The sequence below is a fragment of the Erwinia sp. E_sp_B01_1 genome (assembly GCF_036865545.1).
Lineage (GTDB): Bacteria > Pseudomonadota > Gammaproteobacteria > Enterobacterales > Enterobacteriaceae > Erwinia.
Genome location: NZ_CP142208.1, coordinates 4,237,549 through 4,259,214 on the forward strand (window position 1 = coordinate 4,237,549; position 21,666 = coordinate 4,259,214).

Annotated in this window: 20 protein-coding genes; 7 read left to right on the forward strand and 13 right to left on the reverse strand. The window is 53.6% G+C overall.

The features are described 5' to 3' along the window. Nucleotides 1-257: 257 nt before the first annotated feature. Together nrdD and nrdG are read left to right on the forward strand one after the other, a co-directional pair. Nucleotides 258-2,390 (forward strand): anaerobic ribonucleoside-triphosphate reductase, encoded by a 2,133-nt coding sequence (gene nrdD / locus VRC33_RS19690; protein ID WP_338576827.1) that lies wholly within the window; start codon nt 258-260, stop codon nt 2,388-2,390. Further along, nucleotides 2,387-2,854: an anaerobic ribonucleoside-triphosphate reductase-activating protein gene (gene nrdG / locus VRC33_RS19695; RefSeq protein WP_338558598.1), complete on the forward strand. Its 468-nt coding sequence runs from the start codon at nt 2,387-2,389 to the stop codon at nt 2,852-2,854. Before nrdD ends, nrdG begins: the two co-directional genes overlap by 4 nt. 72 nt (nt 2,855-2,926) lie before the next feature. Here nrdG and VRC33_RS19700 read toward each other — a convergent pair whose 3' ends face one another. After that, a complete protein-coding gene (locus tag VRC33_RS19700; RefSeq protein WP_338558600.1) occupies nt 2,927-3,574 on the reverse strand; it encodes an NAD(P)H-binding protein in 648 nt (215 codons plus the stop codon). A gap of 167 nt (nt 3,575-3,741) precedes the next feature. Between VRC33_RS19700 and VRC33_RS19705 the strand changes: the two genes are divergently transcribed. Then, nucleotides 3,742-4,263, forward strand: a complete 522-nt coding sequence (locus VRC33_RS19705) for a type 1 glutamine amidotransferase domain-containing protein (protein ID WP_338558602.1) — start codon at nt 3,742-3,744, stop codon at nt 4,261-4,263. A 30-nt stretch (nt 4,264-4,293) separates the two neighbouring features. Here VRC33_RS19705 and VRC33_RS19710 read toward each other — a convergent pair whose 3' ends face one another. Next, nucleotides 4,294-4,722, reverse strand: coding sequence for a YhbP family protein (locus VRC33_RS19710; RefSeq protein ID WP_338558604.1), 429 nt, complete (start codon nt 4,720-4,722; stop codon nt 4,294-4,296). A 73-nt stretch (nt 4,723-4,795) separates the two neighbouring features. Here VRC33_RS19710 and VRC33_RS19715 point away from each other — a divergent pair, with 73 nt between their 5' ends. Continuing rightward, nucleotides 4,796-5,113 (forward strand): GIY-YIG nuclease family protein, encoded by a 318-nt coding sequence (locus VRC33_RS19715; RefSeq protein WP_338558606.1) that lies wholly within the window; start codon nt 4,796-4,798, stop codon nt 5,111-5,113. Here the strand turns inward: VRC33_RS19715 and VRC33_RS19720 are convergent. Continuing rightward, nucleotides 5,100-5,603, reverse strand: coding sequence for an N-acetyltransferase (locus tag VRC33_RS19720; protein ID WP_338558608.1), 504 nt, complete (start codon nt 5,601-5,603; stop codon nt 5,100-5,102). The genes VRC33_RS19715 and VRC33_RS19720 overlap by 14 nt on opposite strands. Then, nucleotides 5,597-6,124 (reverse strand): SCP2 domain-containing protein, encoded by a 528-nt coding sequence (locus VRC33_RS19725; protein WP_338558610.1) that lies wholly within the window; start codon nt 6,122-6,124, stop codon nt 5,597-5,599. Before VRC33_RS19725 ends, VRC33_RS19720 begins: the two co-directional genes overlap by 7 nt. A gap of 205 nt (nt 6,125-6,329) precedes the next feature. Between VRC33_RS19725 and VRC33_RS19730 the strand changes: the two genes are divergently transcribed. From VRC33_RS19730 to VRC33_RS19740, 3 genes are all read left to right on the forward strand, one after another. Beyond that, entirely contained in the window at nt 6,330-7,325 is a 996-nt protein-coding gene (locus VRC33_RS19730) for a peptidase U32 family protein (RefSeq protein ID WP_338558613.1), read from the forward strand. 8 nt (nt 7,326-7,333) lie between these two features. After that, the gene (locus VRC33_RS19735) at nt 7,334-8,212 is read left to right on the forward strand and encodes a U32 family peptidase (RefSeq protein ID WP_338564372.1); all 879 of its coding nucleotides are present in this window, start codon (nt 7,334-7,336) and stop codon (nt 8,210-8,212) included. A 251-nt stretch (nt 8,213-8,463) separates the two neighbouring features. After that, a complete protein-coding gene (locus VRC33_RS19740) occupies nt 8,464-9,423 on the forward strand; it encodes a luciferase-like monooxygenase (protein ID WP_338577008.1) in 960 nt (319 codons plus the stop codon). A 118-nt stretch (nt 9,424-9,541) separates the two neighbouring features. On the opposite strand, the gene VRC33_RS19745 is transcribed toward VRC33_RS19740, so the two are convergent. The 9 genes from VRC33_RS19745 to rimP form a co-directional block, all read right to left on the reverse strand. Beyond that, nucleotides 9,542-11,476, reverse strand: coding sequence for a DEAD/DEAH family ATP-dependent RNA helicase (locus VRC33_RS19745; protein ID WP_338558618.1), 1,935 nt, complete (start codon nt 11,474-11,476; stop codon nt 9,542-9,544). Nucleotides 11,477-11,652: 176 nt separating this feature from the next. Continuing rightward, the gene (nlpI, locus tag VRC33_RS19750) at nt 11,653-12,537 is read right to left on the reverse strand and encodes a lipoprotein NlpI (protein ID WP_338558621.1); all 885 of its coding nucleotides are present in this window, start codon (nt 12,535-12,537) and stop codon (nt 11,653-11,655) included. Nucleotides 12,538-12,663: 126 nt separating this feature from the next. Further along, on the reverse strand, nt 12,664-14,802 hold the full coding sequence (pnp, locus tag VRC33_RS19755) for a polyribonucleotide nucleotidyltransferase (RefSeq protein ID WP_338558624.1): 2,139 nt from the start codon (nt 14,800-14,802) through the stop codon (nt 12,664-12,666). 302 nt (nt 14,803-15,104) lie between these two features. Continuing rightward, the gene (rpsO, locus tag VRC33_RS19760) at nt 15,105-15,374 is read right to left on the reverse strand and encodes a 30S ribosomal protein S15 (RefSeq protein ID WP_013204013.1); all 270 of its coding nucleotides are present in this window, start codon (nt 15,372-15,374) and stop codon (nt 15,105-15,107) included. A gap of 108 nt (nt 15,375-15,482) precedes the next feature. After that, nucleotides 15,483-16,427: a tRNA pseudouridine(55) synthase TruB gene (truB, locus tag VRC33_RS19765; protein ID WP_338558633.1), complete on the reverse strand. Its 945-nt coding sequence runs from the start codon at nt 16,425-16,427 to the stop codon at nt 15,483-15,485. Continuing rightward, a complete protein-coding gene (rbfA, locus tag VRC33_RS19770; protein WP_338558636.1) occupies nt 16,427-16,828 on the reverse strand; it encodes a 30S ribosome-binding factor RbfA in 402 nt (133 codons plus the stop codon). Before rbfA ends, truB begins: the two co-directional genes overlap by 1 nt. Nucleotides 16,829-16,896: 68 nt before the next feature. Beyond that, complete coding sequence (infB, locus tag VRC33_RS19775) at nt 16,897-19,584, reverse strand: translation initiation factor IF-2 (protein WP_338558639.1); 2,688 nt, start codon at nt 19,582-19,584, stop codon at nt 16,897-16,899. A gap of 24 nt (nt 19,585-19,608) precedes the next feature. Continuing rightward, the gene (nusA, locus tag VRC33_RS19780) at nt 19,609-21,096 is read right to left on the reverse strand and encodes a transcription termination factor NusA (protein ID WP_338558641.1); all 1,488 of its coding nucleotides are present in this window, start codon (nt 21,094-21,096) and stop codon (nt 19,609-19,611) included. Nucleotides 21,097-21,120: 24 nt separating this feature from the next. Then, on the reverse strand, nt 21,121-21,573 hold the full coding sequence (gene rimP / locus VRC33_RS19785; RefSeq protein ID WP_041692438.1) for a ribosome maturation factor RimP: 453 nt from the start codon (nt 21,571-21,573) through the stop codon (nt 21,121-21,123). Nucleotides 21,574-21,666 lie beyond the last annotated feature (93 nt).

The following is a 21,666-nucleotide window of genomic DNA, read 5'->3' on the forward strand; positions in this document are numbered from 1 at the left end:
ATTCCACCGCCATGAATGCAACTTTCACGGGAAAATCCGTCAGCAAAAAATGCTTTCCATCCCCTGCTTCAGCCCTTTATTTCACCTTCGCCCACAGAATGTCCGCCTTCAGGTGACAACCGACCCGCTATTCCACTCCCTTTGCCAATCTTTGTTCCAGGTCAACAAAGCCGCAGTTATATCCACCAAAACACTACATATAGCGTCTATCATGCACTTCACTTTCTACATATAGATATCGGGATGAGGGCGACACAGTGGCGAGGGTAATTAAACGCGATGGGTGTAATGTGGCATTCGACGAGACGCGCATTGGGGAGGCCATTCTGGGCGCCGCCCGTGCGGCAAAAATAGACGACGAAAACTATTGCGCGGAAATCACCCGCCAGATTTGCCAGCAGCTGCAGCAACACGATCGGCTGGATATCAGTGATATTCAGCGCACGGTAGAAAATCATCTGATGGCGGGCCGTTATCCCGAACTGGCCCGCACCTATATTGAATACCGTCACGACCGCGATCTCGCCCGCGAGCTACGGGGAAAGCTGAACAAAGCCATTCGTGGTCTGGTCGAGCAAACGAATCCAGCCCTGCTGAATGAAAATGCCAACAAAGACAGCAAAGTGATCCCTACCCAGCGTGATTTACTGGCCGGTATTGTCGCCAAACATTACGCCACGCAGCATATTCTGCCCCGCGATATCGTGATGGCCCATGAACGTGGCGAGATCCACTATCACGATCTGGATTACTCGCCCTTCTTCCCGATGTTCAACTGCATGCTGATCGATCTGAAAGGCATGCTGACCCAGGGCTTCAAGATGGGCAATGCGGAGATTGAGCCGCCGAAATCGATCTCCACGGCTACCGCGGTCACCGCGCAGATTATTGCCCAGGTCGCCAGCCATATTTATGGCGGCACCACCATTAACCGCATTGATGAAGTGCTGGCTCCCTTTGTTGAAGCCAGTCTGGAAAAGCACCGCAAAACCGCACTACGCTGGCAGATAGCGGATGCTGAAGCTTATGCCCTGGAACGCACCGAAAAAGAGTGTTACGACGCCTTCCAGTCACTGGAATATGAAGTTAATACGCTGCATACCGCTAACGGACAGACGCCTTTTGTCACCTTTGGTTTTGGCCTGGGCACCAGCTGGTCTGCAAAACTGGTTCAGCAATCCATACTGCGTAATCGTATCGCCGGGTTGGGTAAAAATCATAAAACGGCGGTCTTCCCTAAGCTGGTGTTTGCCATTAAAGCAGGGCTGAACCGCCTGCCGGGCGATCGCAATTACGAGATCAAGCAGTTGGCCCTTGAGTGCGCCAGCAAGCGGATGTATCCCGATATCCTTAACTATGAGCAGGTGGTGAAAGTCACAGGTTCGTTTAAAACGCCGATGGGATGCCGCAGTTTCCTGGGGCCGTGGGAAGAGAACGGTGAGCTGGTGCACGAAGGCCGCAACAATATCGGGGTAATCAGCCTGAACCTGCCACGCATTGCGCTGGAAGCCAGAGGCGATGAACCCCGCTTCTGGGAACTGCTCGACCAGCGTCTGACGCTGGCGAAAAAAGCGCTGATGACCCGCATCGCCAGGCTGGAAAATGTGAAAGCCCGCGTGGCGCCCATTCTCTATATGGAGGGAGCCTGCGGCGTGCGGTTGAAAGCCGATGACGATGTGGCAGAGATCTTCCGGCATGGCCGGGCCTCGATCTCGCTGGGCTATATTGGCCTGCACGAAACGATAAATGCCCTGAGCGGCGGGGAAACACACGTTTACGACGACGAACAACTCCGCGCAAAAGCCGTGGCTATCGTCAGCCATTTGCGCCAGGCAACGGAACGCTGGAAAGCGGAAACCGGCTACGGCTTCAGCCTCTACAGTACCCCCAGCGAAAACCTGTGCGATCGCTTCTGCCGTCTGGATGCGGCGGAATTTGGCGTGGTGCCCGGCGTGACGGATAAAGGGTACTACACCAACAGCTTCCATCTGGATGTGGAAAAAAAGGTGAACCCTTACGATAAGATCGATTTTGAAGCGGCCTATCCCCCTGTCGCCAATGGCGGATTCATCTGTTACGGCGAATATCCCAACGTTCAGCATAACCTGAAAGCGCTGGAAGACGTCTGGGACTACAGCCACAGCCGGGTGCCCTATTACGGCACCAATACGCCGATTGATGAGTGCTACGAGTGCGGCTTCACCGGTGAGTTTTCCTGCACCAGCAAAGGCTTTACCTGCCCGAAATGCGGCAACCATGACGCCGCCAGGGTTTCTGTAACCCGCCGGGTCTGTGGCTATCTTGGCAGCCCCGATGCCCGTCCCTTTAACGCCGGCAAGCAGGAAGAGGTTAAACGCCGCGTTAAGCATCTGGCTGGCCCGCTGGGATGAATATCCATGCCTATTACCCGGTCGACATCATTAACGGGCCGGGTACCCGCTGTACGCTGTTTGTCGCTGGCTGTGAGCATCAGTGCGCAGGTTGTTACAACAAAAGTACCTGGCGGCTTAACTCCGGACGACCATTGACCCTGCAGCAGGAAGAGCAGCTGATTGCCGATCTGAACGATACACGCATTCCCCGCCAGGGGTTATCCCTGTCGGGCGGCGATCCTCTGCATCCCGCTAACGTGGCGGAAGTATTGCGGCTGGTTAAGCGGGTGCGTCGTGAATGCCAGGGTAAGGATATCTGGCTGTGGACGGGGTACCGGCTGGCAGAGCTGACCCGAGAACAGCAGGCTGTGGTGGCGTTGATTGATGTGCTGATTGACGGCAAATTTGTCGCCGACTTAAAAGATCCGGCGCTGCTCTGGCGCGGAAGCAGCAACCAGGTGATCCACTATCTGCGGAAGTGAATCGTCCCTGTCGGGCGGTATCTTTCACTGACGTGAACCTGGCGGCGGTGTTATCCGCTGAAGTGAACCCCGTCAGGCTTCAGCCTGCGTTACGCCTCGCGGTATTTCAGCAGACTGGATGATCTTCACCCCCTGCCCGTTGCGATCAAAGGCTTCCTGCATCATTACGGCGGCGACATCCCGCGCTGACACGGCCCGCAGATTACCGGGCAACAGTTTAAACAGCGGGGCCAGCATCGATTCCCCGCCTCTTTTCCTGTCGCGATCGCCCAGCAGCAGCGAAGGCCGGACCAGCGTCAGGCGTGGCCACTGCTCATTCTGCAGAGCCTGCTCCATTTCACCTTTGACCCTGTTATAGAAAAAAGGCGAATGGGTACTGGCACCCTGCGCGCTGACCACCAGCAGGTGATTCGCCCCCAGACGCTGTCCGGCAATCGCCGTATCAACCACCAGCGTGTAATCAACATGAATAAAGGCTTCTTTGCTGCCCGCCTCCCGCCTTGTCGTGCCGAGGCAGCAGAACACCACATCAACGGAAGTTTGCAGCGGCCCCAGTACGTCAGTGAGGTCTGCCTCGACCAGATTGGTTACCTTGTTCAACGCCGGAAGCTTGCGGCGCGTTGGCGCGATAATCTCACTGACGCGGCGATCCTCAATCAGCATACGCAGCAGTTTATTTCCCACCAGCCCGGTCGCACCGGTCAGTAACACCCGACTCATAATTTGCTCCTTTTGAGGCCCTCCGCGGCGGCTTGTGCTGCCGTGCAGGGAGAGATGAACAGCCACGCATTCAGCTACATGCAGGTTAATCTGGCATGCCGACTTGATTTTTCAGAATGACCCACCACACTTAAGGGCGTTGTTCAACATAATCACCGGAGGAAAAAATGAGCAAGAAGATTGCGGTACTGATTACCGATGAATTTGAAGACTCAGAATTCACGTCCCCTGCTGAAGCCTATACCAAAGCAGGGCACCAGGTGGTGACCATTGAGAAAAAAGCCGGGAATACCGTCACGGGCAAGCAGGGCAAAGCGACAATCACCATCGATAAAGCCATCGATGAGGTTAATGCAGAAGAATTTGATGCGCTGCTGCTGCCCGGCGGGCACTCCCCGGACAGCCTGCGAGGGGACGATCGTTTCGTCGATTTCACCAAACGTTTTGTTGAGCTGGGCAAACCGGTATTTGCCATCTGTCATGGCCCGCAGCTGTTAATCAGCGCCAATGCCGTACGCGGACGTAAAATGACGTCGGTAAAAGCCATCGCCATTGATTTGAAAAATGCGGGCGCCGACTTCTACGATGAAGAAGTGGTGGTGGACAACGATAAGCTGGTGACCAGCCGGACGCCGGAAGATCTTCCCGCGTTCAACCGTGAATCAGTGCGTATTCTTGAATCCGTCTGATGACACTCTGGCCGGGATCTCCCCGGCCTTTTATCCCCGAATCCAGCTCAGCTTCTTACCAAATCCCAGCGTGTTATCCGTCATTTTCAGCTCATCAAGCTGGATTTCCCATAGCGGAGCCGTCACTTTTGCGGCTATCGGAAAGCGTTTAATATAGGCTTTACGTGCCACCTGCTCCTCCTCGCCCGCCAGCAGGCTTATCCGGCCTGAATACTGCACGCCCTTGATCAGCATTACCGATTTTGGCTGGCCATTAATCGTACCCGCCACCAGCGGATTACCAAGCATCTGCGCGCCGTGACGGGTCTCTGTCTCGGTCATCAGCCAGAATGCCACCCGGCCGGCGTCAAAAACGTAAAAACAGTTGGCACACCAGACGGGCTCCCCACTGCACAGGGAGAGGACATGTTGTTTTTTAAGGTAACGGGCAATCGCGTTAAGGGGTTCACTTCCGGACATACAGCCTCCCTGAAAAGAGCTACTTTGCCACATTTCCAGCGGTTTTTGCTATGCTGCGGGCAGAGGAACTGAGATGACAGAACAATTGAGGGTAACCGCCCCCGCGCCGTGGCGCCTTTATATCCTGCGCACCGCCAGCGGGATGCTTTATACCGGCATCACCAATGACGTGGCCAGACGTTTTATGCAGCATCAGTCCGGCAAAGGCGCTAAAGCCCTGCGTGGCAAAGGCCCTCTTGAGCTGTTATTTCACTGTGAAGCGGGCGATCGCTCAATGGCATCACAACTGGAATACCAGGTGAAGCAGTTGAAAAGGCTGGAGAAGATCAGGCTGGTTGAACACCAGCCTGTGAGTTTAAGCGCCTGGCTACAGTCGCTTAAAAGCGGTTAAAAGGTGCAGAAAAGTCAATCTGGCCTCCGGCCCCGCTAAACGCGTTGTCATCAAGCTTATAAACCTGAAACGCGGCTTCGGTTCCCGGCCAGCGGCAGCGCAGCTGATGCCTGGCCGCCGGTTCAAAACCGTATCGTCCGTAATAGGCCGGATCCCCCACTACAACGACTGCGGCATAGCCAAACTCATTCAGGGTATCCAGACCTTCATAGATCAGCTGTTTACCCAGCTCCTGCCCCCTGACGCTGCTGTCTACGGCTAACGGCGCCAGCCCCACCCACTGTTTATCTTCGCCCTTCAGCGTCACCGGGCTGAACGCGGCATACCCCAGCACCTGGCCTTCATCATCTGTGGCTACAACACCCAGCGTCAGTAAGCCATCTTCACGCAGTTGCTGAACCAGCTCAGCCTCTGCTGAGGTCTCAAAACAGCGGCGTAACAAACTGTCTATACTGGCTGCGTCTATCCCTATCTCACTACGAATTAACATGGTTCACCTGCGCGATCCGCTGGGGAATTCGCGTCCTCAGTCAGTCCTGCCTCAACCAGATCCGCCAGTTGCATAAGGCCAAAGCGCAACGGCGCCGGCATAGATTCAAGCTCAATCGCATCCATCAAATTTTTCACTTCAAGCCCCAGTTCAGTATCTCCTTCAATGCTCAGACGACGCTGGAAAAACAGCGTATCGGGATCCTGCCTGCGGGCTGCCACCAGCAGCAAATCGTTGGCATCGCCACGGAACCAGACGTCCGCTTCTACCCGATCGGCAACACATAATGCTCCCTGTTCAACAGTCATTGCCCAGCGCAGCCCAAGGTCACGGATCTCAATTCCTGCCCAGCGCCCTTGTAGAAAGTCTAACTCACCTTCCGCAAGAGCATGGTTAAATTGCCAGGCAAGAATGCGTTGCAGGACCTGTTTCTTCAACATGAACGGGGCAAACTGCAGTGGGATCCGTAACAATTGCGGGCCTTTTCGCACAAGTTGGGCGCGTAACGGGTTCAACACCATCTGACTCCTTTTGAGATAATTTCGGCTATTTTGCCAGACTGACAAAACGCCTCGGGCAGTTGGATCAACAAAGTGCGCGAACTTCCGGGATTTTGTCGGCCAAAACTCTTCTCATCAATACGCCATTAGCTGCCTTAAATCAAAAATTGTCCGCTTCAGGCTGACTAAACTCAACGGTTCATCTGATTATCCGGAATTTCTTTATATGGAACTGCTTTGTCCTGCAGGAAATTTACCTGCGTTAAAGGCGGCGATTGAGAATGGTGCGGACGCCGTCTATATCGGTCTGAAAGACGATACCAATGCCCGTCATTTTGCCGGTTTGAATTTTACCGAAAAGCGTCTGAAAGAAGCGTCCCGCTACGTTCATCAGCATAGACGTAAACTGCATGTTGCGATCAATACTTTTGCCCATCCGGAGGGGTATCAGCGTTGGGAACGTGCGGTAGATATGGCCGCACAGGCTGGCGTGGATGCGCTGATTCTGGCGGATATTGCGATGCTGGAGTACGCGGCAAATCGCTATCCCCACATTGAGCGCCATGTTTCGGTACAGGCCTCCGCCACGAATGCGGAAGCGATCGATTTCTATCAGCGTCATTTTGAGGTCGCGCGGGTTGTGCTTCCAAGGGTGCTTTCCATGCATCAGGTTCGCCAGCTCGCACGGGCAACCACCGTGCCACTGGAAGTCTTTGCTTTCGGCAGCCTTTGTATCATGGCCGAGGGACGCTGCTATCTCTCCTCTTATCTTACTGGCGAATCTCCTAACACCGTCGGAGCCTGCTCACCTGCCCGTTTCGTTCGCTGGCAACAGACGCCCACAGGGCTGGAGTCACGTTTAAATGAAGTGCTGATCGATCGCTATGGCCCCGGCGAGAACGCCGGCTATCCAACCTTGTGCAAAGGGCGCTATAAAGTCGGTGATCTGCCCTATCATGCGCTGGAGGAGCCAACCAGCCTCAATACCCTGGAATTGCTGCCTACCCTGCTGGCCACCAATATTGCCTCAGTAAAAATTGAAGGACGGCAGCGCAGCCCCGCCTATGTGGCACAGATTGCCCGTATCTGGCGCCAGGCGATTGATCGCTGTAAAGCGGATCCTGAGCATTTTACCGCGCAGCAAAACTGGATGACGGCGCTGAGCGCGCTGAGTGAAGGCACACAAACCACGCTGGGTGCTTATCACCGGGAATGGCAGTAAGGATTATGATGAAATATGCGTTAGGACCGGTCCTCTGGTACTGGTCAAATCAGAAGCTTCAGGCCTTTTATCAGGCCGCCGCAGAGAGCCAGGCAGATATTATCTATCTGGGTGAAGCGGTATGCAGTAAACGCCGGGCAACCCGAAATGGCGACTGGCTGGCAATGGCGAGAGAGGTGGCCAGCGCCGGGAAACAGGTAGTGCTCAGCACCCTGGCCCTGGTGCAGTCTCCCTCTGAACTCACCGAGCTGAAAAGGTATGTCGATAACGGTGAGTTCCTGATCGAAGCCAACGATATGGGCACGGTGAATATGGCGGCGGGTGCCGGGCTGCCTTTTGTCGCCGGGCATGCGCTTAACTGCTACAACGCCGTGACGCTGCGTCTGCTGCTTAAGATGGGCATGACCCGCTGGTGTATGCCGGTAGAGCTGTCACGCGAGTGGTTGATCAATCTTCTGACCCAATGCGACGAGCTGGGTATCCGCGGGCAGTTTGAAGTGGAAGTCCTGAGCTATGGTTATTTGCCACTGGCTTATTCAGCGCGCTGCTTTACCGCCAGGGCAGAAAATCGGGGTAAAGATGACTGTCAGACCTGCTGCATTGAGTATCCACAGGGAAGGATGCTGCGTACCCAGGAAGATCAGCAGGTATTTGTGCTGAACGGTATTCAGACGATGAGCGGCTATTGCTATAACCTGGGCAACGATCTGATTTCGATGCAGGGGCTGGTGGATGTTGTACGCTTCTCTCCTCAGGATACGGCTACCCTTGCCGTCATAGAGGCGTTCCGCGCTAATGAAACAGGCACACAACCTCTGCCGGTGCTTTCCCGACATCAGTGCAACGGCTACTGGTGGCAGGTAGCAGGCCTGGAACGGGTCAGCTGATAATGCGTCTTTCAGAGGCGCTTAATGCCCTTTGCGTTGATTGCAGTTTTAATGCAGGGAATGTTGGGTAATACTGAGGCCACATCCTGCGACTGGCCCTGTCAGCGTAAAAGTGCTTCAAATTGCCAATCCCTCTGACAAAATTTCGTCCAGGATAGCTATTTGTATTGGCGCTAATCCCGCCCTTCGCATAAGTGAGCAACTATGTCTGATAAAAAAATGTCCCGCTCTCGGTTCTCGACTTAGCCCCGATTCCGCAGGGCGCCACTGCACGCGATGCTTTTCACGCGTCACTGGCTCTCGCACAGCAAGCTGAAAAATCAGGTTACAACCGCTACTGGCTGGCTGAACACCACAATATGACCGGGATTGCGAGCGCGGCCACTTCGGTTCTGATTGGTTACCTGGCTGCCAATACCACAACGTTGCGGTTAGGTTCCGGTGGCGTAATGCTGCCTAACCATTCCCCACTGGTGATTGCTGAGCAGTTCGGCACGCTGGAATCCCTTTATCCGGGTCGAATTGATTTAGGTCTGGGCCGTGCGCCAGGTTCCGATCAGCGCACTATGATGGCACTACGCCGGCATATGGGCGGCCACGTCGACAACTTCCCTGCCGATGTGTCGGAGATGATTGGCTGGTTTGATGCAAAAGAAGGCGTGCAACCTGCGGTTCAACCCGTGCCTGGTCTGGGCCTGAAAATCCCGGTGTGGCTGCTTGGATCCAGTCTCTACAGTGCACAGCTTGCGGCTCAGCTTGGCCTGCCTTTTGCGTTCGCCTCGCATTTTGCACCGGATATGCTGCTACAGGCTCTGCATCTCTACCGTGAGAATTTCAAACCCTCCGTCCGGCTGGAAAAACCTCATGCGATGGTCTGCGTCAACGTGATTGCCGCTGACAGCGAGCGTGATGCCCGCTTTATGTTTACCTCAATGCAGCAGCAGTTTATCAATTTGCGCCGCGGTAAACCCGGCCCGCTTCCGGCTCCGGTGGAGAACATGGATAACCTGTGGTCACCCTCAGAGCAGTATGGTGTGCAGCAGGCACTGAGCATGTCGATTATTGGTGACAAAGAGAAAGTCCGTCAGGGTCTGATTTCACTGATCCGCGAAACTCAGGCGGATGAAATCATGGTCAATGGGCAGATTTTTGACAACCAGGCTCGTCTGCGCTCCTTTGAGCTGGCGATGGAAGCAAATAACACTCTCTAAGCCGGATGAACCTCCCCGTTTTACTGGGGAGCTTTGACAGGTAACGCCAGCTATTCTCCGGAGAGCAGGCATAAAAAAACCAGCCCGAAGGCTGGTTTTTTTGATCGTCACTCAGTGATTATGCATCACGACGACGAGTTGGTGCGCTGCCGCTTTCTTCACGACGTGGACCACGGTTTCCACCGCCATCACGGCTGAAGTTGCCGCCACGACGCTCACCGCCGCCGTTACGGTCGTTGCTGAAGCGACGAGCGCCTTCAGGACGATCGCCACGTGCTGCGCCGCCAGCGGCACCGAAGCCACCACGGCCTGGAGCACCGCCGCCACGACGTTCGCCGCCACCGCTACGCTCTTTGCTGTGTGGCACTGCATCGCCAATCAGCTGCATATTCATAGGTTTATTCAGAATACGCGTACGAGTGAAGTGGGACAGAATGTCACCCGGCATGCCTTTCGGCAGCTCGATGGTGGAGTGAGTACCGAACAGCTTGATGTTACCGATGTAACGGCTGCTGATGTCACCTTCATTGGCAATTGCGCCAACGATATGACGAACTTCTACGCCGTCATCGCGACCCACTTCAATGCGGTAAACTTCCATATCGCCAACGTCACGACGTTCGCGACGTGGACGATCGCCAGCTTCACCACGTGGTTCACGTGGACCGCGGTCCGGACGATCACCACGACGGTCGTCACGCTCTTTGAACTCACGACGAGGACGCTGAGGTGCATCGGCAGGAACGATCAGAGGACGTTCACCCTGAGCCATTTTCAGCAGAGCTGCGGCCAGCGTTTCGATATCCAGTTCGTCTTCTGCAGGCTGCATTTTGCTCAGCAGTGCGCGGTACTGTTCCAGATCGCTGCTTTCCAGCTGCTGCTGAACTTTAGCGGCAAACTTGGCCAGACGACGCTCACCCAGCAGTTCTGCGTTAGGCAGTTCAACTTCCGGAATGGTCAGCTTCATGGTGCGTTCAATGTTACGCAGCAGACGACGCTCACGGTTCTCAACGAACAGCAGAGCACGGCCAGCACGACCAGCACGACCGGTACGGCCGATACGGTGAACGTAAGATTCAGCATCCATAGGGATGTCAAAGTTGACCACCAGGCTGATGCGCTCAACGTCCAGGCCACGGGCCGCAACGTCAGTAGCAATCAGAATGTCCAGGCGACCATCTTTCAGACGCTCCAGAGTCTGCTCACGCAGAGCCTGGTTCATGTCACCGTTCAGGGCAGCACTGTTATAACCGCTACGCTCCAGCGCTTCAGCAACTTCCAGCGTGGCGTTTTTGGTACGTACGAAGATGATCGCAGCATCAAAATCTTCAGCTTCCAGGAAGCGAGTCAGTGCGTCAGTCTTACGACCGAAAGCAGTCCAGTAGCTCTGGCTGATGTCAGGGCGAGTGGTCATGCTTGACTGGATACGCACTTCCTGCGGATCTTTCATAAAGCGTTTGGTAATACGACGAATCGCTTCTGGCATGGTGGCAGAGAACAGTGCGGTCTGATGACCGTCCGGGATCTGCGCCATGATAGTTTCAACGTCTTCGATGAAGCCCATACGCAGCATTTCATCGGCTTCGTCCAGCACCAGGCCGCGCAGGTTAGAAAGGTCTAACGTGCCGCGTTTCAGGTGATCCAGCAGGCGACCAGGCGTACCCACAACAACCTGTGGACCCTGGCGCAGAGCGCGCAGCTGTACGTCGTAACGCTGGCCGCCGTAAAGGGCCACCACGTTAAGACCGCGCATGTGTTTAGCAAACTCGGTGATAGCTTCGCCTACCTGAACCGCCAACTCACGCGTTGGTGCCAGCACCAGAATCTGAGGTGCTTTCAGGGTAGGATCAATGTTGTTCAGCAGTGGCAGCGAGAACGCTGCAGTTTTTCCGCTACCGGTCTGTGCCATACCCAGAACATCACGGCCAGCCAACAGGTGAGGAATACACTCAGCCTGGATTGGAGAAGGCTTAACGTAGCCCATACCGTTCAGAGATTCGAGGAGGTCGGCGTTCAGGCCAAGGTCAGCAAAAGTGGTTTCAATATCAGTCATGTAGTACACGTGCCTCTTAGATTGCGGCGGCCAGTCTACATAACTCGTCGTGAAAACATTCAGTCATTTTCATCAAAAAGTGTGAACCGGCTCAAATTAGTGGTTTCGACGAACAAGAAAGCCCTCATCCGCTAAGATGATGACATTTCGAAAAAAGGGCGATAGTAGTTCGTCAGCTATTGCTGGTCGGATTCTGATAAATCGTCTTGTGTCTGGCCGAGTAGGGCCAGCTCCAACAATGCATATCGGTGCTCAACGAAGTTATGTACGTTGTTTGCGACCGTCAGCTTGAACAACGCTTCTGCGTCGTCCTTCTCCCCCAGACTTAGGTAATGTTTACCTAAATAGAAGTTGGTTTCACTGAGATGTTCAGCGAGCGAGGTGTTATCCGTTGCGTCTGCCTTGAGACTGTCCATCAGCGTACTTTCGCTGATATTTCCCAGGTAGAACTCGACAATATTCCATCCCCATTGGTCTCTGACCGCTTTGTCATAACGCTGTTGGAGCGCTACTTTAGCCTTGTCACTGTCCATCTCTCTTTCATCGAGATACAGCCACAAGCTACGGAAAGGATCGTTAGGATCGTCTTGATAAAACGCCAGCAGATCATCTTGCGCTAATTTAAACCTTCCACCGTAGTAAAGTGCGATACCGCGGTTTAAATGCGCATAATTGTAAGTTGGATCAAGCTCAAGTACAGAATCAAACGCTTCATAGGCAGCATCAAAATTGCCTGCCTGCGTTAAATATATGCCTAAGTAATTGAATACTTCAGGCATATCGGGTCTGACAGATAACGCTAGTGAAAAATCATTTCGCGCCAGTGCTCTCAAACCTAAACTATCATACAACACTCCGCGCTCATATAATAGCTGTGCGCGTTCATCATCGCTAAGGGATCGACTGGCAAGAATTTGTTCCATGCGCGCCAGGATGACTTCCTGTTGCAGCGTAGGCTGAAGCGGAACAGCCAGAACCTCATCCTTACGCCAATCCGAGTTGCTGCATCCTGCCAGCATTAAAGCTGTCGCAACGAAACACCAGCGCAAATAAGGCTTCATTTCCCACTCCCGAATACAAACAATGGGATGACATTCCTTTCATCCGCCTGCCCTGCACAAGGTGTCTTCCTGCCCTCGCGATGAAACAGCTCTCCATACAGAGATGGAGAGCTTAATGGTCTGACGTTATTCTGCTTCAGGAGCTGCTGGTGCCGCTTCCGCTGCAGGCTGCTCAGCAGTCTGCTCGGTCGCTTCTTTGATGCTCAGACGCACACGGCCCTGGCGATCAACTTCCAGAACCTTCACAGGTACTTCCTGACCCATCTGCAGGTAGTCGGTCACTTTCTCAACGCGCTTGTCAGCGATCTGAGAGATGTGAACCAGACCTTCTTTACCGCCACCGATAGCAACGAAGGCGCCGAAGTCTACGATGCGGGTCACTTTACCGTTGTAAATGCGGCCTACTTCGATTTCTGCGGTGATCTCTTCGATACGACGGATAGCATATTTTGCTTTATCGCCGTCGGTTGCTGCGATTTTCACCGTACCGTCATCTTCGATTTCGATGGTGGTGCCGGTTTCTTCGGTCAGCGCACGGATAACAGAACCGCCTTTACCGATAACATCTTTGATCTTGTCCGGACTGATCTTGATGGTATGGATACGTGGGGCAAACTCAGAGATATCGCCGCGTGGGGTGCTGATAGCCTGTTCCATCACGCCCAGGATGTGCAGACGCGCGCCCTTAGCCTGATTCAGAGCCACCTGCATGATTTCGCGGGTGATACCTTCAATTTTGATGTCCATCTGCAGCGCGGTGATACCTTCACGGCTACCGGCTACTTTGAAGTCCATGTCGCCCAGATGATCTTCATCACCCAGGATATCGGACAGAACGACGAAGTTCTCACCGTCTTTTACCAGGCCCATCGCGATACCGGCTACGGCAGCTTGGATTGGCACGCCCGCGTCCATCAGTGCCAGAGAAGCACCACAAACGGAAGCCATGGAAGAAGAACCGTTGGACTCGGTGATTTCTGACACTACACGTACGGTGTACGGGAAGGCGTCGCCTTTAGGCATAACAGCCAGTACGCCACGCTTCGCCAGACGGCCGTGACCGATCTCACGACGCTTAGGTGAACCAACCATACCGGTTTCACCTACGCAGTACGGAGGGAAGTTGTAGTGGAACAGGAAGTTGTCGGTACGCTCGCCCATCAGCTCATCCAGGTTCTGCGCATCACGGGCAGTGCCCAGAGTTGCGGTAACCAGTGCCTGAGTTTCGCCACGAGTGAACAGCGCTGAACCGTGGGTACGTGGCAGTACGCCTGTACGCACATCCAGACCACGAATCATGTCTTTTTCGCGACCATCGATACGCGGCTCGCCACGCAGAATGCGGCTACGAACAACGTTTTTCTCCAGCGCATGCAGGATATCGCTGATTTCGCCTTCGTCCAGGGTAGCATCTTCAGCCAGCAAAGCAGCTGTAGCTTCAGATTTGATCACGCCAACCTGAGTGTAACGCTCCTGCTTTTCGGTAATCAGATAAGCGTCGCTCAGGCGGGACTCAGCCAGCGCAGCGATACGGTTCTGTAACGATTCGTTGACAGCTTCTGGCTGCCAGTCCCAGCGTGGTTTACCTGCTTCAGCGACCAGAGCGTTAATTTCGTTGATAACGATCTGCTGCTGCTCATGGCCAAACACCACAGCACCCAGCATCTGATCTTCGCTCAGCAGTTCAGCTTCAGACTCAACCATCAGCACGGCGCCCTGAGTACCAGCAACGATCAGATCCAGCTTACTTTCTTTCAGCTCGTCGGTCGTTGGGTTCAGCACGTACTGGTCGTTGAGGTAGCCCACACGAGCGGCACCGATTGGACCGTTGAATGGCAGGCCTGACAGGCTCAGAGCCGCAGAAGCACCAATCATCGCCACGATATCAGGGTTAACCTGTGGGTTAACGGAAACCACGGTTGCGATAACCTGGACTTCGTTAATGAACCCTTCAGGGAACAGAGGACGGACCGGGCGGTCAATCAGACGCGAAGTAAGAGTTTCACCTTCGCTTGGACGGCCTTCACGACGGAAAAAGCTTCCCGGGATACGACCAGCAGCATAAGTACGCTCCTGATAGTTGACGGTCAGCGGGAAGAAGTCCTGGCCTGGCTTGGTGGTTTTCTTGCCTACAACGGTAACGAACACAGCGGTGTCGTCCATGCTAACCATTACGGCTGCCGTTGCCTGGCGAGCCATCATACCGGTCTCAAGCGTGACGGTATGCTGACCATACTGGAATTTTCTTACGATCGGGTTCAGCAAAATTATGTCCTTTACTTGCTGGCAAGGCAGCGGCCCCGCCGTTAATTTTTAAATCCTCGTTTGCATCCTCGCGACTAATGACAACCCTAATCCCCCCTGGGATAAAGCCTCTCATTAGCCGCGCGAACCTCTGCAACTGAAGATCACACTCAGCAACAATACAATAGTTTGGCTTGCATTGCTGCCGCTCGCCTGAAAAAAGGGGCCATAAAGGCCCCTTTTTAGCGAAACTCGCACAAATCTGCCTTTAGCTCTTTTCACGCATGAAAATGCGCCGAAATGACTGAGGCAGATTATGAGACTTAGCGACGCAGACCCAGACGCTCGATCAGGCTGGTGTAACGTGCAACGTCTTTACGCTTCAGGTAATCCAGCAGCTTACGACGCTGAGAAACCATACGCAGCAGACCGCGACGGCTGTGGTGGTCTTTCTTGTGCTCAGAGAAGTGACCCTGCAGATGGTTAATCTGTGCGGTCAGTAAAGCAACCTGAACTTCGGTAGAACCACTGTCATTCGCATCGCGACCATAATCAGCAACGATCTGCGCTTTAGATTCAACACTTAGAGACATGATACAACTCCAAATTATAAGATAAATGTACAGGTGCCGATCTCTAATTCAGCAACCCAATGGTAAAGCCGCGCCATTCTACTCTTAGCCTGTTGCTTACGCAAATAGCTAGTCGGAATATTCTACAACCAGTCTGCGCGGCGCCACGCGACCATCATCAGCAATTTCTGCCATGCCGATAAACTTGTTTTCATCGCCTTCAGTTACCCGCACCAGCCCTGAGGATGGAGCATTGGCAGCCTGAACAGGCATACCCTGTCGGAAGTAAGCAGCAACAGCAGGCAACAGGTTTACCACGGGGTAAGCCGCAGCCGGACTGTCCATAGGCATTAGCAGCGCATCCAGCAACTCTGCCGGCGTACGTTCACTGCGGAAGGCTTCCTCGCTCAGGGCATTGAGCTGCTCCAGCGTCACCATACTTGCGATGGGATAGGTGGCAACCTGAAGACGTCGCAGGTAAGTGACATGCGCTCCGCAGCCCAGCATTTCACCCAGATCATCCGTAATTGTGCGGATGTAGGTGCCTTTAGAACAGTGGATTTCCAGCTCAAGTTCATTGCCTTCCCAGCGGATAAACTTCAGCTCGTAAACTGTAATGCTGCGTGCTTCACGCGGTACTTCAATACCTTCGCGGGCATATTCATACAGTTTACGCCCCTGATACTTCAGCGCAGAGTACATAGAGGGCACCTGCTGGGTTTCCCCACGGAAGCTCTCTAATGCACTGTCCAGTTGTTCCTGGGTGAAGGTAACGGGACGTTCGCTGATAACGGCACCATCGGCGTCAGAGGTATCTGTACGCTGGCCAAGACGGGCAATGACACGGTAGCGTTTATCGGAGTCCAGCAGATACTGGGAAAACTTGGTGGCTTCTCCCAGGCAAATCGGCAGCATGCCGGTCGCCAGAGGATCCAACGCGCCGGTATGGCCGGCACGATTTGCTGTGAACAACCGTTTAACTTTTTGCAGGGCATCGTTACTGGAAAGCCCCTGCGGTTTGTCCAGCAGCAGGACACCGTGGACGTCGCGTCCGCGACGACGAGGACGGCTCATCAGTCCTCCTTGTCTTCTTCCTGCGGTCCACGGCGCTCAGCGTCGTTTTTGACCACGTTAGTCACAAGGTTAGACATGCGCATCCCTTCCACCAACGAGTTATCGTAGAAGAAGGTCAGTTCCGGCACGATACGCAGACGCATCGCTTTACCCAGCAGCGAGCGGATGTAGCCAGTGGAATCACCCAGCGCACGCAGGCCAGCTTTGATAGCGTCTTCATCTTTGTCGTTCAGAAAAGTCACAAAGACTTTGGCATAAGCCAGGTCGCGAGAAAGATCCACACCCGATACGGTAACCATCATGCCCAGACGCGGATCTTTGATCTCACGCTGTAAGATGATGGCGATCTCTTTTTGCAGTTCCTGAGAGACACGCTGCGGGCGACCAAATTCTTTCGCCATAATAATACTCTCCAAATAATTCGGGAGGCACAACGGCCTCCCAAATAAGTCACGCTGTCAGGCGACCATTAATCGATAGTACGCTGGATTTCGATAATCTCGAACACTTCGATCATATCGCCAACACGCACATCGTTGTAGTTCTTCACGCCGATACCACATTCCATGCCGTTACGGACTTCGTTAACGTCATCCTTGAAGCGGCGCAGGGATTCCAGCTCGCCTTCATAGATAACCACGTTGTCACGCAGTACGCGGATTGGGTTGTGACGTTTGATGTTACCTTCAGTCACCATACAGCCTGCAACAGCGCCAAATTTAGGTGATTTGAATACGTCACGCACTTCTGCCAGACCGGTGATCTGATGCTTGTACTCAGGCGCCAGCATACCGCTCATCGCCTGTTTCACTTCATCAATCAGATTATAGATGATGGAGTAGTAACGCAGATCCAGGCTTTCAGAATCCACTACGCGGCGAGCAGAAGCATCGGCACGAACGTTGAAGCCAATCAGGATAGCGTTAGACGCTGCGGCCAGTGTTGCATCAGTCTCAGTGATACCACCCACGCCAGAACCCACGATTTTAACTTTCACTTCATCAGTGGAGAGTTTCAGCAGAGAATCGGAGATAGCCTCAACAGAACCCTGAACGTCAGCTTTCAGCACGATGTTCAGTTCAGAAACTTCGCCTTCGGTCATGTTAGCAAACATGTTTTCCAGCTTAGATTTCTGCTGACGAGCCAGCTTAACTTCGCGGAATTTGCCCTGACGATACAGTGCAACTTCACGGGCTTTCTTCTCGTCACGCACTACGGTCGCTTCATCACCGGCTGCAGGAACGCCTGACAGACCCAGGATTTCCACAGGAATAGAAGGACCCGCTTCCATCACTTCACGGCCTAACTCATCACGCATCGCACGGACACGGCCATATTCAAAGCCGCACAGCACGATATCGCCTTTGTTCAGCGTACCTTCGCGAACCAGAACAGTAGCTACCGGACCACGACCTTTATCCAGGAAGGATTCGATCACTACGCCGCTTGCCATACCCTGACGAACAGCGCTGAGTTCCAGAACTTCAGCCTGCAGAAGGATGGCGTTCAGCAGGTCATCAATACCGGTACCCGCTTTGGCAGAAACGTTAACGAACATGTTTTCGCCGCCCCACTCTTCCGGGATGATCCCGTACTGAGTCAGTTCGTTCTTAACACGATCCGGATCCGCATCTGGCTTATCGACCTTGTTCACAGCAACCACAACCGGCACTTTCGCCGCTTTAGCATGCTGGATAGCTTCGATAGTCTGAGGCATCACGCCATCATCAGCAGCCACAACCAGGATAACGATATCCGTTGCCTGAGCACCACGGGCACGCATTGCGGTAAACGCGGCGTGGCCTGGGGTATCCAGGAAGGTGATCATACCGGTGTCAGTTTCAACGTGGTAAGCACCGATGTGCTGGGTAATGCCACCCGCTTCGCCGGAGGCGATTTTGGTGGAGCGAATGTAATCCAGCAGTGAGGTTTTACCGTGGTCAACGTGGCCCATGATGGTCACAACCGGTGCACGGGATTCCTGTGCAGAATCGGTATCACGATCGCTCATTACCGCATCTTCCAGCTCATTCTCACGGCGCAGCGTCACTTTGTGACCCATTTCTTCCGCGACCAGCTGGGCAGTTTCCTGATCGATCACCTGGTTGATGGTTGCCATAGCACCCATTTTCATCATCGCTTTGATGACCAGAGAACCTTTCACCGCCATTTTGTTAGCCAGTTCCGCCACGGTGATGGTTTCACCAATGATAACGTCACGGTTAACAGCCTGAGCCGGCTTGTTGAAGCCCTGCTGCAGGGAACTAGGTTTACGCTTGCCACCTTTACCGCCACGGAATTGCGCACGCGCTTCTTCACGGTCGGTTTTCGCTTCAGAATGCTTATTGCCTTTCTTACGCTGTGGTGCTTTAGCCGGGCGAGCTGCACGGGTACGACGGTCGCCTTCAACCTGCGCGTCGTTCTCGTCTTCAGCCGCACGAGCATGGGTAGATGTGGTCACGTGGTAATCAGAAGTGTCTTCCACTTCTTTCGCCTCGGTCCACTCGGTACCTTTTTCTTCAGCCATTTTACGAGCCTCTTCCGCTACGCGCTTCGCATCTTCTTCAATCTTGCGGTGCGCTTCTTCTTCGGCTTTGCGCTTCAGTTCTGCAGCTTCTGCTTCGCGACGGGCTTTATCAGACTGCGATGCCCGGGATACTTCATCGGTATGTTGATTGCTCACTTTATCTTTTTCCGCTGCTTCACGTTTGGCTTTATCAGCTGCCTCACGTTTGGCCTGCTCCTCGGCTTCACGCTTCGCTTTGTCTTGAGCTTCGCGCTGGGCTTTTTCTTCAGCCTCGCGACGAGCCAGTTCTTCCGCTTCACGCTGTGCCTGCTCTTCTGCTTCAGCCTGTTCAGCTTCTGCAGGATCGCCTTTTACATAGGTGCGCTTTTTGCGGACTTCGATTTGCACCGACTTACTTTTACCCCCGGTAACGGGAACACTCAGGGTGCTGCGCGTTTTGCGCTGCAGAGTCAGTTTACCTGAACCGCCGTTATGATCGCGATTCAGATGGGTAAGGAGCGTTTCTTTTTCCTGCTGCGTCACAGAATCAGTTTCAGACTTGCGGATCCCTGCATCAGCAAACTGCTGTACCAGGCGTTCTACCGGTGTCTGAATTTCTGCGGCCAGCGATTTTACAGTTACATCTGTCATGCTGTTCCTTCCTGCTACAGTTTATTACGCGTCGTCGCCGAACCAGCAGATATTACGTGCAGCCATAATCAGCTCACCGGCCTTTTCATCGTTCAGGCCATCAATATCTGTCAGGTCGTCAACACCCTGTTCGGCAAGATCTTCCAGCGTACAGACGCCAATCGCTGCCAGCTTGAATGCTAACTCACGATCAAGACCTTCCAGATTCAGCAAATCTTCTGCCGGCTGGTTATCGCCCAGGCTCTCTTCTTTCGCCAGCGCCAGGGTTGTTAACGCATTTTTCGCACGATCGCGCAGCGCTTCTACTGTCTCTTCATCCAGACCGTCAATTTCCAACAGCTCGTTGATTGGGACATAAGCCATCTCTTCCAGTGAAGAGAAACCTTCTTCAACCAGAACAGTGGCGAACTCTTCGTCAATGTCGAGATATTTGGTAAAGACGTCGATGGCAGCATGGGCTTCAGCCTGGTGCTTCGCTTGCAGATCGTCGACCGTCATCACGTTCAGCTCCCAGCCACTCAGCTGAGATGCCAGACGCACGTTTTGACCATTACGGCCAATCGCCTGAGCCAGGTTACCGGCTTCAACAGCGATATCCATGGTGTGATTATCTTCATCCACCACGATAGAGGCGACATCCGCCGGGGCCATGGCATTGATGACGAACTGCGCAGGATTGTCATCCCACAGCACGATATCAATACGCTCGCCACCCAACTCACTGGATACCGCCTGAACACGCGCACCACGCATACCCACGCAGGCGCCGACCGGATCGATACGCTTGTCGTTGGTCTTCACTGCAATCTTGGCACGAGAACCTGGATCGCGCGCAGCGGCTTTAATTTCAATCACTTCTTCGCCAATTTCTGGCACTTCAATGCGGAACAGCTCAATCAGCATTTCCGGTTTGGAACGGCTGACAAACAGCTGAGCACCGCGTGCTTCAGGGCGTACGGCGTAAAGAACACCGCGAATACGGTCGCCCGGACGGAAGTTTTCACGTGGCAGCATGTCTTCACGAATGATCACGGCTTCAGCATTGCTGCCCAGATCCAGAGAGATGTTGTCGCGGTTAACTTTTTTAACCACGCCGGTGATGATCTCACCTTCCTGCTCACGGAACTGATCAACCACCATCGCACGTTCAGCTTCGCGCACTTTCTGCACGATAACCTGTTTTGCCGTCTGAGTAGTGATACGGTCAAAAGTCACGGATTCGATCTGGTCTTCAACAAATTCGCCCAGATTCAGTGATTCATCTTCGTAGCGAGCTGCATCCAGCGTGATTTCACGCGTTGGCAGAGTCACTTCGTCAACAATCACCCAACGGCGGAACGTATCGAAATCGCCGCTTTTACGGTCAATGCTGACACGCACGTCGATTTCCTGCTCATATTTTTTCTTGGTAGCCGTTGCCAGTGCGCTCTCCAGCGCTTCGAAAATCTTTTCGCGCGGGAGTGATTTCTCGTTCGACACAGCCTCAACTACAGCTAAGATTTCTTTGTTCATCCTGGTATGCCTCAATCCGGACTTTTAAAAGTGGGGAACCAGGTTCGCCTTCTGGATGTTACTCAGCGCGAACACTTCATCGTTACCCTCAACAGCAACAGTGATCATTTCACCTTCAACAGATTTAATGATGCCCTGCCATTTGCGGCGGTTTTGAACGGCCATACGCAGCACCAGGCTCACTTCTTCGCCAATAAATTGTGCGTAATGCGCAGCGGTAAAGAGTGGGCGCTCAAGGCCTGGTGAGGAAACTTCAAGGTTGTAAGCTACGGTAATCGGGTCTTCGACATCGAATACGGCACTTACCTGGTGACTGACATCAGCACAATCATCAACATTGATGCCGTTCTCACTATCAATATAGATGCGCAACGTGGATGTGCGACCGCGTACAAACTCAATACCGACCAGTTCGTAGCCCAGCGCTTCTACCGGTGCTGTGATCAGCTCTGTTAATTTTTGCTCTAATGTGGACAAGGCCACCCCCAAGACATAAAAAAAGGGCTTAATAGCCCAGTATGCTGTTTCCTGATAACAAAAAACCCCGATAAATCGGGGCTTAATGCGACT